14 protein-coding genes are annotated in these 14027 nt (G+C 53.0%); 7 read left to right on the top strand and 7 right to left on the bottom strand.

From position 1 onward, the window contains the following. Nucleotides 1-9: 9 nt before the first annotated feature. Both METMI_RS0105690 and METMI_RS0105685 read left to right on the top strand, forming a co-directional pair. Entirely contained in the window at nucleotides 10-3078 is a 3069-nt protein-coding gene (locus METMI_RS0105690) for an efflux RND transporter permease subunit (RefSeq protein ID WP_019865298.1), read from the top strand. Nucleotides 3079-3086: 8 nt separating this feature from the next. Further along, complete coding sequence (locus METMI_RS0105685; RefSeq protein ID WP_019865297.1) at nucleotides 3087-3413, top strand: P-II family nitrogen regulator; 327 nt, start codon at nucleotides 3087-3089, stop codon at nucleotides 3411-3413. 91 nt (nucleotides 3414-3504) lie between these two features. On the opposite strand, the gene METMI_RS0105680 is transcribed toward METMI_RS0105685, so the two are convergent. From METMI_RS0105680 to METMI_RS0105670, 3 genes are all read right to left on the bottom strand, one after another. Next, nucleotides 3505-4419: a 5'-nucleotidase gene (locus tag METMI_RS0105680; protein ID WP_019865296.1), complete on the bottom strand. Its 915-nt coding sequence runs from the start codon at nucleotides 4417-4419 to the stop codon at nucleotides 3505-3507. Then, nucleotides 4416-5459 carry a hypothetical protein gene (locus tag METMI_RS0105675; RefSeq protein WP_019865295.1) on the bottom strand — a complete coding sequence of 348 codons (1044 nt, stop codon included), beginning with the start codon at nucleotides 5457-5459 and terminating at the stop codon, nucleotides 4416-4418. Before METMI_RS0105675 ends, METMI_RS0105680 begins: the two co-directional genes overlap by 4 nt. 153 nt (nucleotides 5460-5612) lie before the next feature. Then, on the bottom strand, nucleotides 5613-6527 hold the full coding sequence (locus tag METMI_RS0105670) for an AEC family transporter (RefSeq protein WP_019865294.1): 915 nt from the start codon (nucleotides 6525-6527) through the stop codon (nucleotides 5613-5615). A gap of 98 nt (nucleotides 6528-6625) precedes the next feature. Here METMI_RS0105670 and METMI_RS0105665 point away from each other — a divergent pair, with 98 nt between their 5' ends. From METMI_RS0105665 to METMI_RS0105645, 5 genes are read left to right on the top strand one after another with little or no spacing between them, the layout of a single operon-like run. Continuing rightward, nucleotides 6626-7018, top strand: coding sequence for a rhodanese-like domain-containing protein (locus METMI_RS0105665; RefSeq protein WP_019865293.1), 393 nt, complete (start codon nucleotides 6626-6628; stop codon nucleotides 7016-7018). Between the two features lie 31 nt (nucleotides 7019-7049). Then, nucleotides 7050-7793: an orotidine-5'-phosphate decarboxylase gene (gene pyrF, locus METMI_RS0105660; RefSeq protein ID WP_019865292.1), complete on the top strand. Its 744-nt coding sequence runs from the start codon at nucleotides 7050-7052 to the stop codon at nucleotides 7791-7793. A 51-nt stretch (nucleotides 7794-7844) separates the two neighbouring features. Further along, the gene (locus METMI_RS0105655; RefSeq protein WP_019865291.1) at nucleotides 7845-8573 is read left to right on the top strand and encodes a sulfite exporter TauE/SafE family protein; all 729 of its coding nucleotides are present in this window, start codon (nucleotides 7845-7847) and stop codon (nucleotides 8571-8573) included. Between the two features lie 9 nt (nucleotides 8574-8582). Next, nucleotides 8583-9545, top strand: a complete 963-nt coding sequence (locus METMI_RS0105650) for a sigma-54 interaction domain-containing protein (protein WP_019865290.1) — start codon at nucleotides 8583-8585, stop codon at nucleotides 9543-9545. Nucleotides 9546-9589: 44 nt separating this feature from the next. After that, nucleotides 9590-9781: a CPXCG motif-containing cysteine-rich protein gene (locus METMI_RS0105645; RefSeq protein ID WP_019865289.1), complete on the top strand. Its 192-nt coding sequence runs from the start codon at nucleotides 9590-9592 to the stop codon at nucleotides 9779-9781. A gap of 20 nt (nucleotides 9782-9801) precedes the next feature. On the opposite strand, the gene rsmD is transcribed toward METMI_RS0105645, so the two are convergent. The 4 genes from rsmD to METMI_RS23235 all read right to left on the bottom strand — a co-directional run bounded on the left by rsmD (nucleotide 9802) and on the right by METMI_RS23235 (nucleotide 13966). Beyond that, nucleotides 9802-10356: a 16S rRNA (guanine(966)-N(2))-methyltransferase RsmD gene (gene rsmD / locus METMI_RS0105640; protein WP_019865288.1), complete on the bottom strand. Its 555-nt coding sequence runs from the start codon at nucleotides 10354-10356 to the stop codon at nucleotides 9802-9804. Beyond that, a complete protein-coding gene (locus METMI_RS0105635; RefSeq protein ID WP_019865287.1) occupies nucleotides 10346-11647 on the bottom strand; it encodes a M16 family metallopeptidase in 1302 nt (433 codons plus the stop codon). Before METMI_RS0105635 ends, rsmD begins: the two co-directional genes overlap by 11 nt. Before the next feature lie 157 nt (nucleotides 11648-11804). Then, nucleotides 11805-12545 carry an Lcl domain-containing protein gene (locus METMI_RS27405; RefSeq protein ID WP_019865286.1) on the bottom strand — a complete coding sequence of 247 codons (741 nt, stop codon included), beginning with the start codon at nucleotides 12543-12545 and terminating at the stop codon, nucleotides 11805-11807. A gap of 65 nt (nucleotides 12546-12610) precedes the next feature. Next, nucleotides 12611-13966 (bottom strand): M16 family metallopeptidase, encoded by a 1356-nt coding sequence (locus tag METMI_RS23235; RefSeq protein WP_019865285.1) that lies wholly within the window; start codon nucleotides 13964-13966, stop codon nucleotides 12611-12613. Nucleotides 13967-14027 lie beyond the last annotated feature (61 nt).

Below are 14027 nucleotides of genomic sequence, written 5' to 3'. Positions count from 1 at the left end.
ATTATTGACATGATTGAACAGCTCATCGCGTTTTGCTTGCAACAACGCCTGATGGTCATTGGCACGACGGTGGCGATCATTGTTTCCGGCATCATCGCTTTTGAGAACTTGCCCGTGCAGGCTTTTCCCGACGTGCAGAATGTTTTTGTCCAAGTGGTGACCCAATATCCTGGGCAAGCACCTGAAGAGGTGGAAAAGCAGGTGTCCTTGCCGATAGAGCGGGTCATGAATGGCTTGCCGCATCTGATGAACATGCGTTCGGTGTCGATTTTCGGCTTATCGGTGGTGACGCTGACTTTTGACGACAAAGCCGAAGATTATTTTTCCCGGCAACAGGTCTTGGAGCATCTGCAAAACGCCGACATCCCCGCCGACACCAGCCCTAAGCTGGGGCCCTTATCGACAGGGGTTGGCGAAATTTACCGTTATGTGATTGACGCCAAGCATTTGCCGCTGATCGAACAGCGCGCGCTCCAGGACTGGGTGATAGAACCGCATATCCGCACCGTCCAAGGGGTTGCCGACGTCACTTCCAATGGCGGCGGGGTCAAGGAATACAAAGTCTCCGCCAAGCCTGACCGCCTGAAAAACTACCGGCTTGAATTGACCCAAGTCTTTGCCGCCATTGCCGCCAACAATGCCAACACTGGCGGCGGTTATATCGAACACGGCGACGAGGCCTTGGTCGTGCGCGGCAGTGGCTTGTTGAAAACCGCCGAGGAAATTGGCGAAATCGTCGTCGCCAGCAATGACGGCGTGCCAGTCCGCATCAAAGATGTCGCCGACATTAGCGTCGGCCCGCAACCCCGCACGGGCATCGTCGGCATGGGCCAGCGCGACGATGTCGTCGAAGGCACGGTGTTGCTGATCAAAGGCCGGGATGCCGTGGATGTCATCGGTGGGGTTAAACAAAAAATTAAAGAATTAAACGATTTTGGCCTGCCGCCTGGGGTTAAAATCACCCCGATTTATGACCGCACCGAGCTGGTCGGCCATACCGTGCATACCGTCATGCACAATATGCTCGAAGGCGCGGTGCTGATTATGACCATCTTGCTGGTGTTCCTGCGGCGTTTTCTGGCGGCGTTTTTGGTGACGCTGATTATCCCCATCTCGCTGCTGTTCGCGTTTATCCTAGTGGATATAGGCGGCATTTCCGCCAACCTGATTTCGTTGGGCGCCATCGACTTCGGCATCATCGTCGACAGCGCCGTGGTCTTGGTCGAGGCGGTCATGGTGCAGGTCACCTTGGATTTACGCCACAATGCCGACATCCGCCATCTGCGGCAATCTTTGTTGAACACGGCGACGGAAATGGGCCGGCCGATTTTGTTTTCCAAGGCCATTATCATCATCGCCTTTTTGCCTATTTTTACCTTCCAGCAAGTCGAGGCGAAAATTTTCTCGCCGATGGCGTACACGCTCAGTTTCGCGTTGGTCGCGTCGATGCTGTTCAGCCTGACTTTCGTCCCGGCGATGCTGACGTATTTATTGGGGCCAAGGCTTGCCGAAAGCCATAACCCGTTGGTGGCAGCGATGGAGCACCATTACCGGCGCATCCTCGAAGCGGTGCTGAGGCATTCAAAGCTGGTTTTTGCCACGGCGGTGGCGGCCTTGGTGTTGAGTTTCCTGTCGGTGCGCTTCATTGGCACGGAATTCATGCCCAAACTGGACGAAGGCAATATTTGGCTGACCATTACCTTGCCAACGCCTGTGTCATTGAAAACTTCGAAAGCCTTTGAGCAAAAAATCCGTGCAAAACTGGAAACCTTTTCTGAAGCCAGGACTATCCTGACCCAGCTTGGCAGGCCGGAAGACGGCACTGACCCCAAAGGCTTCAATAACTTGGAAGTGTTGGTTGACCTTAACCCCAAAGACACTTGGCGGTACAAGTCCAAAGACGCGCTGGTGCAGGCGATGGACAAGGAACTGGCGATTTTCCCTGGCATCCTGACCAACTTTTCGCAAGTGATCCAAGATAACGTCGAAGAAGCCATTTCTGGGGTGAAAGGTGAGATTGCCATTAAAATTTTTGGCAGTGATTTAAACACCTTGCAGGATCGTGCCGACCAAGTCACGCATATTCTGGCGGGCATCCAAGGTGCGACGGATGTCGCGGCGGAACAGCAAGCGGGCTTGGCGCAGGTCATTGTCGACATTGACCGCGCCAAAGTCTCACGCTACGGCATCAATGTCGCCGATGTTGAAAAGGTGATGGAAATTGGTATGGGCGGCAAGGCGGCTTCGCAGTTTCTGGAAGGGGAGCGGCGTTTCGACATCACCTTGCGCTATGAAGAAAACGCCCGTAATTCCGTGGCGGGCCTGGAAGCGTTGACCGTGAAAACCCCGACAGGGCAACTTATCCCCTTATCCGAACTGGCAACGATCAAGGTCAACCAAGGCGCGTCACGGATTAGCCGTGAAGACAATATGCGCAGGATTGCGATCAAATGTAACCTGATCAACCGCGACCAAGGCAGCTTCGTCGCCGAAGCGCAGCAAAAAGTCGCCGCCCAAGTTGATTTGCCGCCCGGCTACCATATCGTCTGGAGCGGGCAGTTTGAAAACCAGCAACGGGCGATGAAACGCTTGTCGATTATCGTGCCGATTAGTCTGGGGCTGATTTTTATATTGCTGTTCTGGGCGTTCATGTCCGTCAAAAATGCGCTGTTGATTGTCATGAACGTGCCGTTTGCGATGATCGGCGGCATTTTGATCCTGTTGGCGACAGGCATAAACCTTAGCGTGTCCGCCGCCGTCGGTTTTATCGCCCTGTTCGGCATTGCCGTACAAAATGGCGTGATTTTGGTGTCGCAATTGAATAAACTCCGCAAAGAAGGCCAATCCTTGCATGATGCGATTGTCAATGGCTCGGTTAGCCGCCTGCGCCCCGTGGTGATGACGGCAATGATGGCGATGTTGGGTTTGTTTCCGGCGGCGTTGTCCACCAGCGTGGGTTCAGAAACGGCAAAACCCTTTGCCGTGGTGATTATCGGCGGCTTACTGACGGCCAGTATTTTGACCTTGACCTTATTGCCCGCACTGTACCGCTATTTTGCCGAACCCGATGAAGCCTAAATAATCCCATGAAAGAAATACGCGCCTATATCCAACCCAACAAGCTCAGCCATGTGACGATGGCATTGATGGAAATTCCGGGATTTCCCGGGATGACAGTCATGGACTGCGAGGGGTTTGGGCGGGAACGCACCCAACACGTCCAAGATTACCGCCCGTTCATGCCTAAGAAACGCCTGGAGATTTTCGCGCCCGACCATTTGGTGGAAGTCATTTTTGAAGCCATCATGCGGGTGGCGCATAGTGGGCAACATGGCGACGGGAAAGTCTATGTCCTTGATGCCCTGGAAGGGGGACGCATCAGCAGCGGCCAAAGGCATGCCGATTTGGGGTGAGTGGCCATATTGTTCCTGTCAGGCCACTTTCTTTTGGCCCTTCAATAAAAGGTATCCGCGGGGGCGGCGGGAAAATGCCCTAGGGTAGGTTTTATGGGGAATTTGTAATCCCATGTGGCACATGGGCAGTCGTGACATGTTCCGCCGCGGATTCGCAGTGGGCTTTTTGGTCATCAAAGAAAATATCGGCATCAAAAGCCTGCAAAAACGGCCCCTTAGGCAGTCCACCCAGAAACAATGCCTCGTCGATGCGGATGCTCCAGGTGCGTAGCGTCCTGACTACACGTTCATGCGCGGGTGCGGAGCGGGCAGTGACCAGTGCCGTCCTGATGGGGGAGTTATCGGCGGCAAATTGATTCTGGATATGCTGCAACGCGCTTAAAAAGTCTTTGAAAGGGCCGCCGGGCAACGGGTTTTTGGCCTGGGCGCGTTCATTATCGGCAAAGGCTTTTAGGCCTTGCTGTTGGTATATATGCTCTGATTCATCGGAAAACAGCACCGAGTCGCCATCGAAGGCAATGCGCAATTGGTCGTTGGGATGGGCCGATGGGGAACCGCTTAAGATGGTCGCTGCGGCAAAGCCCGCCGCCAGGGTTTTGCTGACGTCTTCGGCATTGGCGGACAGGAACAAATGCGCCCCGAAGGGGGCGATATAAGAAAACGGCGACACGCCGCTGGTAAATGCGGCGCGGGTGATCTTCAGCCCGTAATGGTCAATGGAGTTAAAAATCCGCAAACCCGTGTCGGCGCTGTTTTGCGAGATCAGGATGACTTCAACCAACGGCCCGTCGGGGCTTTTCCCATTGATCGCCAGCAGTTTTTTCACCAAGGCGAAGCCATAGCCTGGCTCCAGGGCCACTTCTTCATGCTCGATCTGATAGCGGCAGAAAGCCTCTTTGCCTTCGGCCTCAAATATCGCATGGGAATCATCAAGGTTGAACAATGCCCGGGATGAAATGGCGACCACTAGCTTTTGTGCAGGTTTATTCACGTTTGGTAAGGTCATTCTTGGATTGGCGGTTCTTCGCGGTCCATTTGGATGTCTTCTTTCATAATTTCAATCATTTCATTGAGTTTGACCAAGTCGTGGCGCATGTCCATCAATATGAAGTAAAGCACGATGGTGGATAATGACGCGGCGATGCTCAAAATCAAGGTGATCAGGTTAATCCGTGCCAAGCCATGGTTATACGGGCTTGGTTCCGGCATTTGCCGGCTGTTTCCGGTATTTGTTTGCGGTATGGGTGGGGCATCTTGATCCTGCCCTTGCCAACGCTCATCCATGTCGTTGGTGACGGGCGCTACATCGTCATCGTCTTTCGAATCCAATAGAGATTCAGGTTCAATGGCAATATCCACTGGTGCATCTTCCACAGTGTGCACAGGCGTGTCGACAAATATGGGTTCAATGATAGGCTCCCTGCGTGCCTCAAATTGTCCGGGGATTTCTGTTGCCCTGCCCTCATCTGCAAGACCTTCAGCGGCAAACAAAACCGCTTCGGGTTCGGTTACGGGAGGTATTGTCTGTTCAATGCCCGCATTATGCACAGGCTCATTTTGTATACGGTTAAATTCTGGTTCGGCAATGGGAGCTTCCTGATCTGAATTTTCATTGACCAGAGGTTCAATCCCGGTAGGGATAACCTCAAGCCCATTTTCAGTAGCGCTGAATCTGTCCGTATCCTTGGCAGCCAGCGGTTGCACCAGTAAATGCGGGTCTTTTTCAATCGGCCCGACCATAAAAACCCTTTCCATGTCCGGTTCAAAATCATCCGCCGTGCTCATTAGCCCGTCACCTTGGCCTTCATCTATTAAAGGTTGCTGCAGAGCAGGGTCATTGACAGGATTATCAAAGCCCGTATTGGCCAATAAACGGTCAATGGCATCTTCTTCGTTGTCCTGCATTTGGGTTTGCGTGACCATAAAGGCCGCATCATCACGGATCGCCCGTAAATCAGCCAGCTCAATCTCTTCGGTGGCGTCGTTTAAACGGGTGCTTCCGTGCAGCGGTTTTTTGGGCAATTTTCTATTCGATGTTCTTTTCATGAAAGTGTTGGCTAGGAAATGTAAAATTATGGGTATGGCAATAGGTTACGAAACCTTTCAATTTTTGGGATAGTAATCTTTGCTACGGTTTTTAACCCGGTAATTTGGGTGGGTTTTGCCTTAAAAATTGTTCGGGCACACCTGCCCCTTTTTTTATTTGCTTAAAAACAGATACCAAATGGGTAACGTGATCAGGCTGGATAGGGTCGTTATGGTTACAATCATCGCATACAACGGGCTATCAAGCCGGAAGCGGTCACAGAACACGATGCCGAACAACATGCTGGGCATCGCCAAATCCAGCACGGTGGCGGCCCGGTGCTGTGCGTCCAGGGTAAGCTGGCTGGCGATTGACCAGGCGCATAGAGGCATGGCGAACATTTTAATCAATAATACGGGTGGCATGTAAGGCATATTGCGCCAGCTTATCGCCTGCCAATCGAGCGCCATGCCCAGCGAAACGATCATCAAAGGGGCGGCGGCAACGGACAGTTTTTGCAAGGCCGCCATTAGCCAGTCGGGCGCTATGACACCATTCATGTTCAGTGCCACGGCAATGGCGGCCGTCCAGAACGGTGGGGCGTTGAGCGCCAACCACGGCGATTTGTGCTGGTCCTCTTCGCCGTAATGGCGGGCGATGAGCAACCCGACGGTAAATAGGTAAGGGGTGGCGGAGAAGACATCCATCTGGATGACAACAGGCCGCGCCCAGCTGCCGAAAGTTTGTTCCAGTATCGGCAGGCCCAAATAGGTGATATTGGGGAAGGTGCTGCCGAGTATGAGTGTGCCAAGGCGTTTTTTTTCTAGTTTGAAAAGTCTGCCGATTAGCCAGGCGCAAAGGACGGCGACGGTGAGGCTGCCCCAGCCTAGCACCGTGTATTGTAAGGACTGGATGCCGAGGTCGGTTTTCCACAAAACCTCCAAAATCATGGCCGGCATGAGCAGGTAGTAGACTATGTTGGTCAGCACCACACGGGTATGCCTAGCGGAAAGCCCGGCTGGCCGGAATATGCCCCAAGCGACTCCGCACGCCATGAGCAAGGCCATTTGTATCAGGGTTGCGTTCATTATCTGAAGATTATTGTTAGCTTAAGGCATTTTAACATTCACCGATACATCAAGTTCCGGTAATATAGGCACATTTAACCGTTGCTTTGGGGGTGTCCATGCGTAATTTGGTAAGGTATTGTTGCTCAGGCGTTTTCGCCCTGTTGTTATGGGGTTTTAGCAATGCTGTTGTGCTGGCGGATGCCAGTGTGTCGCCGAAAGAGGCCGCCTCCATGCAGTCGGCCAAAAATGCCATTATTGTTGATGTGCGTGAAGATAGCGAGTGGCAGGAACAGCATATCCCGGGTGCTTTGCATATCCCGCTCAGCCAGTTGGACAGCCGTATGGGCGAACTTAACGGCTATAAGCATAGCGCGATTATTATGCAATGCCGAAGTGGCAAGCGTTCTGCTAAAGCCCAAGCCGCTTTGAAGGCGGCGGGTTTTACTGATGTTTATAATATGGAAGGCGGCCTTCTGGCTTGGCAACAACAAGGATTGTCCATCGAATAACTTTTTCTTATTTTGGCTTTTATTTTTCCCTATGTCGCGATTATTTTTGTCCAGTAAACCCATTCCCGTCCGTGAACGCCTCATTATGGCTTTGGATGTTTCCAGTATCCCCGAAGCACAGGCGCTTGTTGAAGAGTTGGGCGACTCTGTCATTTTTTATAAGGTTGGCATGGAGCTGTTCATGTCCGGTGATTATTTCGGATTTATTGAATGGCTGAAACGGCACGATAAAAAAGTCTTTGTCGATTTGAAATTTTTTGACATTCCCGCTACGGTAGGCCGTGCCATTAAGGCTTTGAGCGGCAAGGGTGTCGATCTGGCGACGATACACGGCAACGATGCCATTATGGAAGCCGCCGCCAAAGAAAAGGGCAACCTGAAAGTGTTGGCGGTGACGGCCTTGACCAGCCTAGACCGTGGTGACTTGGACGATTTGGGCTTCCAGTGCGATATCCGCGACTTGGTGTTGTCGCGTGCCAAACGCGCCTTGCAGATCGGTTGCGATGGCGTGGTGTCTTCTGGCATGGAAGCGTCCCTGCTTAGGGAACATCTTGACCACCATTTGCTGGTTATCACCCCAGGTATCCGCCCGGTCGATAACCGCGAAGAGGAAGACCAAAAACGGGTGGTGACTGTCGAAATGGCGTTTGAAAGCGGGGCGGATTATATTGTCGTTGGACGCCCCATCCGTGACGCTGAAAACCGCAAAGCCATGGCGGAAAAAATCCAAGGGCAGATTCTGGGCGTATTCACCCGTTCGGTTGCAAGTAATTAAATAATAATAAAAATATGTTGAATATTGACGTTGTAGTGATACGGGGCCTATATGCCTTTTGACCCCGCGTTCACTACGTCTTATCTGGTGGCGTTTGTCATGGGGCTGGTCAGTAGCTTGCACTGCATAGGCATGTGCGGTTCGATCATCGGTACACTGACTTTAAGCCTCAGCCCGGAAATCCGCCATAAAAAAGCCCTGCTGTTGCCGTTTGTGTTCAATTACAACTTCGGGCGCATCACCAGTTACACCATTGCTGGCGCGTTGGCAGGGCTAGTCCAGTCCCTCGCCACCCTACAGTTGGGCGAAATCCATGGCCATCGGCTGTTACAAATTTTATCGGCCATGATTATGGCGGGCGCAGGTTTGTATATCGCTGGCTGGTTCCCGCGTTTTGCCTATATCGAAAAGGCGGGGATGCATTTTTGGAAAACCATCGAACCGTTCGGGCGTAAGCTGATTCCGGTCAAGACCCGCAGCCATGCGTTTTTATTTGGAATGGTCTGGGGTTGGCTGCCGTGCGGTTTGGTTTATGCCGCCTTGGCGCTGGCGGCAACGGCTGGGGATGTCAGCAAAAGCGCGTTGACCATGCTGGCTTTTGGGCTTGGCACTTTACCCGCAGTGATGGGAGTGGGTATAATGACAGGGATATTGACACGGCTATCCCGGATGCAACGGTTTAAACAGGCGGTGGGTTTGTTTATGATCATTTTAGCCTTGTTAGCGGCATTGCCTTGGTTAAACCCCATGGCAATCATCAACCATTCAAGCTTACATTAAGAGGTCGTTATGGATCATTTCAGCACCATTATTGGTCGGTCCCCTGAGCTGGATTCCTTAATCCGTAGTGCCAAAATCGCCGCGTCCACGGACGTCACCATTTTGATCAAAGGCGAAACGGGCACCGGCAAAGAAGTCTTGGCGACCGCCATCCAAAAGGCCAGCCCCCGCGCCAACAAAAAATTCGTCACCATCAACTGTGCCGCGTTGCCGGAAGGGCTGATCGAATCCGAATTGTTCGGGCATAAGAAAGGCGCGTTTACCGGGGCGAATGCCAGTTCCCAAGGTTTGTTCCAAGCCGCTGACGGCGGTACGTTGTTCCTTGATGAAATCAATTCCCTGCCGCTGATTGTCCAAGGCAAATTATTACGCTTCTTGGATTCCGGCGAATGCCTGCCCGTCGGGGAAACCATGTCTTATAAAGTGAATGTGCGTGTGATTGCCGCCACCAACTCTGATCTGAACGAGCAAATCAAGTCGGGGCAATTCCGCCAAGATTTATATTACCGGTTGAATGTCGTGCCGATAGAGTTGCCGCCGCTGGCAAAACGTAGCGAAGATATTGAGCACTTGGTCAAACATTTCCTCAGGCAGTTTGCCGACCTGCATTCGATTAAGCCGCCGCAATTCAGCAAGCCTGCGTTGAAAGTGTTAAAAGCTTATAAATGGCCCGGCAATATCCGCGAACTGCGCAACCTTTGCGAGCGCTTGAGCATCCTGTTGTCAGGTAGGGTCATTGAGGTGGAAAACCTGCCTAGCGAGTTCCGCATTAATGCTACGGCCCATGCCAGTAAAATCACTGGTTTTGTCCTGCCGGAAGCGGGTTTGCAACTGGATAGCTTGGAAGCTGACTTGATCAACCAAGCCCTAGACCGCACCAAAGGCAACCGTAGCCAGTCGGCCAAATTGCTCGGACTCAGCCGCGACACTTTGCTATACCGCATGCAAAAACACGGCTTCACCGCCCACTAAGCCTTCCGTAGAGGCGTAGCCCGTACGTCTCTACAGCTTCCCCTATGAGTTTCCTCGAACCCGTCCCCATACAATGCCCTTATTGCGGCGAAGAAATCGGCATCATGGTTGATATGTCGTGCGCAAGGCAGGACTATATCGAAGATTGCCAAGTCTGTTGCAAGCCGATAGAAATTTCCGTCAGCGTTGAAAATAATGAAATTGTCGGGTTGTCGGCACGCCCGGATAACGGTTGACCCGCCGTAATCCCCAAAGGCTAGCTATTCCGCCCAAACAAGCGGTAAGCCACGTCCCCCGCCACTTTATCCTTCAATAAGCGCCAATTCTCCGGCAAGCCCGCCAGCGGCGCATGGCTTGCCGATTCCACATAGATTTTCGCCTGGGGGCTTAGCCAGCCTTTGTCTTCCAGCCATTGGCAGCTTTGCGCCGCCAAGTCCAGCGCGAACGGCGGGTCTATAAAAACGAGGTCAAATTGCTCTGCATTGCCTGAAAGGTAACGGAAGGCATCGGATTGCACGATCTTGATTTGGGCGGCGGCGAGTTTGTCGGCATTGGCCTTGAGGCATCGGCAGACGGCGGGATTTTGTTCGACTTCCACCACCGCTTTCGCGCCTCTGGAGGCCGCTTCAAAACCCAGCGCACCGCTGCCGGCATATAAATCCAGGCAGCGGCTACCGATGATGTCGTAATGCAGCCAATTGAACAGCGTCTCGCGCACCCGTGCGGGGGTCGGCCTTAAGCCATCGGCGTCGTCAAACAAAATTTGGCGGCTGCGCCACTCGCCGCCGATGATGCGGAGTTTATTTTGCACGCTTCCCTACCGTCACGGTTTGCAATAGCGGCAGGGGGACGCGGCGTTTCAGGGCGTCGGTGATGGAGGCGATGGTGACTTTGTCAATGTTGGCTTGGAAAGTGTCCAGATAATCCAAGGGCAATTCATAAAAACCAATCATGCCGACGTAAGTGGAGAGTTTTTTATTATTGTCAAAACGCATCGCAAAACCGCCGGTGATATTTTGTTTGGCGGCTTTCAGTTCGGTTTCGCTAGGGCCTTGGGCGATAAAATCGGCGAGGGTTTTATGCAGGACTTTGAGGGCTTCCGGGGTTTGGTCGTTGCGGGTTTGCAGGCTGACCAGAAACGGCCCCGGCCTTAACAAAGGCACAAACGCGCTGGAGGCGCTATATGCCAAGCCGCGTTTTTCGCGCACCTCGTCAAACAGTTTGGACACCAAACCCCCGCCGCCCAAAATATGGTTGCCAACATACAGGCTAAAATAATCAGGGTCTTTGCGGTAAGTGCCTGGCAAACCGACTAAAACGTGGGTTTGCGTGGACGGGAATTCGATATGCTGTTCCGTGCCTTTGGTAGGCAGGGCCACATCCGGCAAAGCGGGCGGTTTTGTGCCGATAGGCAGGTTTTTCACCAACGATTCGGCGGTTTGCTCGGCTTGGGCCTTGGACAAATCACCGACGATGACGATGACCGCGTTGGCGGCGACATAGTACTGTTGGTAAAACTGTTGCACATCGTCGCGGGTCAATGCCGCCACGGTTTTCAAGGTGCCGGAATCGGGGTGCGCATAAGGATGGTTGCCGTACAAGGCTTGGTAAAAGGCGATTTTAGCCAAATCGCCAGGGGATTCTTCTTCTTGCTTTAGCCCTGCCAGGGTGCGGTTTTTTTCGCGCTCAAAATCGGCGGCGGCAAAGCGCGGTTTGGCCAAGATCACTTGCATGGTCGCCAAGGCTTTGTCAAACAAGGGTTTGTCGGTCAAAGTCCGCAATGACACGCTGGCATTGTCTATCGAGCTGCCCGCGCCGAAATTGGCCCCGACACTTTCAAAACGGTCGGCAATGGTGTCGGCATCCCACCCGTCCGCACCGGTGTCGAGCAAACCGGCGGTCAGGGCCGAGAGGCCGAATTTTTCGCCATCCCGGGCGCTGCCGGCATCGAACAGCACTTGCACATCCACCATCGGCAAGCCTTCGGTGCGCACATAATAGACGCGGCTGCCTTGTGGCGTTTGCCAATGCTCGATTTTCGCGGCCGCGCTGGCAGTCTGGCTAACCATCAAGATGATGATGCTGAAGAATAAAACGCGCATAAGTTTAGGTTTCCTTAAGGGTAATGCGGTTAAATGACATTATATTTTCTGGGTAAATTTTTGTAGGATGGGCTGGATGAAGGGAAGCCCATCGCTTAAGGGCGTTTGGTGGCGGCGCTACCATTCTATGGTTATCCCATCCACCCGTCCTGAAGTTTCAATCCCGTACCAAACGCACCGCACACGGCAGGTTTGGGTTGTCATTGATCGCCAGGCCTTCAATAAAGTTCACTAGCCAGGCACCGCCGCCGTATCCCGCGTAAGGCGAGGATGTCCACAACCAGCGCGGGTTGTTGGGGAAGGCGTAAGCGTTGATATAGCTTTTATGGCCTTCTTGTGGATTAATCAAGGTTTTTAGTTCATTGACCGAAGGCAGGCGCCAATCGGTGTGGCCCGCATAGCCGCCTTGTTTGTTGAACAAGGCCACGGCTTCTTGCGCGGCTTGCCAGGCATACAAGGCGGCTTCGCCTTCAACCTGCCCCGCTTGCCAACGCTGGCCTAGGGCGAACCGGCACCACAGCAGGCGGGATTGGGTGTCTTGGGCAAGGCCGTTGCTCAAGAGACGGTAATGCCCGACTAGCTCTTCGCTGACGGGCGGTTCTTTGGGGCCGTGTTTTTTGGGGGCGGTTTGGTCGGCATGGGAGCTTTCGAAACCATGGTGTTTGTGCTTGCGTTCCTGCTCCTTAATCCAAAGGTCATGCTGTTTGCGTTTGGCCGGATCGAGCAACACTTCCCGTGCATCGTTCAAGATACGGGTGATGCGCTCTGCGGCGGCTTTATCTTGGGCTTTATCGGGATGGTGTAGTTGTAACAGGGCTTTGTGTGCCGCCTTAATGACGATGTCGGGGGCATTGCGGGCGACCTTTAAATTGTCGTAATGGGTGCGTAGTTTTGCCATAGCGTTTTTATAATTTTTAGATGGGGTTCATCTTGCCTTCTCTCTCAAGGCAAGATGTCAGCATCTTATTTTACCGCCTTCTTCTGGGCGGTTGCTGGGTTTATCGGTTGCGGCTCAAGATAAGCGATATTCAAATGATCATCAAGCAAGTATTTGCGTGCCACGTCACGCACTTGTTCCGCGGTCACTTGGTTGATCTTGCCGACATATTCGTCGGCTTTTTGCCAACCTAGGCCAATGGTTTCCAGTGTCCCCAATTGCATGGCCTGATAAAAGTTGGAATCGCGCTCATACACGGCGCTTGCCAACACTTGGGCTTTGATGCGCTGCAATTCGTCTTTTTTGATCAATTCCTGCTGTAGGCGCGTGATTTGTTTTTTCAGCTCCAATTCCAGTTCCCAGACGGTTTTGCCTTCCGCCGGGGTCGCTTCCAATTCAAACAAGTCTGATAAACGCGAGCTAAAGTTGTAACCCGCACCCGCCGACACGGCAAGCTGTTTGCCGCGTACCAATTCCTTGCTCAAGCGTGCGCTGGAGCCGCCGTCCAACACCCCCGCCAGCACTTCCAGCGCATAGGCTTCCCATTCCTGTCCGGCGGTTTTTAGCGATGGCACTTTGTAGCCCAACACCACCGACGGCAATTTGGCGGGGACTTTCACGGTCATTTTGCGCACGCCCAGTTGCGGGGATTCGGTTTGTGGTTTTAATGCCTTGAGCTCGCTAGGTTGCAAGCCGCCGAAATACTGTTCCGCCAAGGCAAAAACCTTGAGGGTTTCGACATCGCCGACGACGACCAGCGTCGCGTTGTTGGGTGCGTACCAGCGTTGGTACCAGGCTTGCAAATCCTCGACTTGGTAATTGGCAATATCGACAGGCCAGCCGATGATCGGGTTTTTATAGGGGCTGCTGGTGAAGGCCATTGCGGAAAATTGCTCGGACATTTTCGCTTGCGGGTTGTCCTCGGTGCGCATCCGCCGTTCTTCCGTGACCACTTCCAATTCCTTTTTCAGCTCATCCGCCAGCAAATGCAAATGGCGCATCCGGTCGGCTTCCAGCTCAAAGCTCACCGCCAATTTGGAGGCCGCCATGGTTTGGAAATAGGCGGTGTAATCGCGTCCGGTAAAGGCGTTTTCATCACCGCCGTTTTCGGCAATGATACGCGAGAATTCCCCGGCGGGATGCTTGTCCGTGCCTTTGAACATCATGTGTTCCAGCATGTGCGAAATGCCCGTGATGCCGTTAGGTTCGTAACTGGAACCGACTTTATACCAAACTTGCGACACCACCACGGGCGAGCGGTGGTCTTCCTTCACCAGCACTTTTAGGCCGTTACCCAAAACCTTTTCGGCAACCTTGGGTTCGGCATGGCTGGCAAACGCAGGCAAACACAGTAACAGGGTGTGTAGTATCCGATGCTTCATAATTCCTCACGGTAAATTGTAAAAATCCGGCTGTAAGCCCAATGGATTGGGAGACCTTTTT

The organism is Methylovulum miyakonense HT12, from assembly GCF_000384075.1.
In the GTDB taxonomy this organism is placed as follows: Bacteria; Pseudomonadota; Gammaproteobacteria; order Methylococcales; family Methylomonadaceae; genus Methylovulum; species Methylovulum miyakonense.
This window is presented reverse-complemented; position numbering and strand designations above follow the sequence as displayed.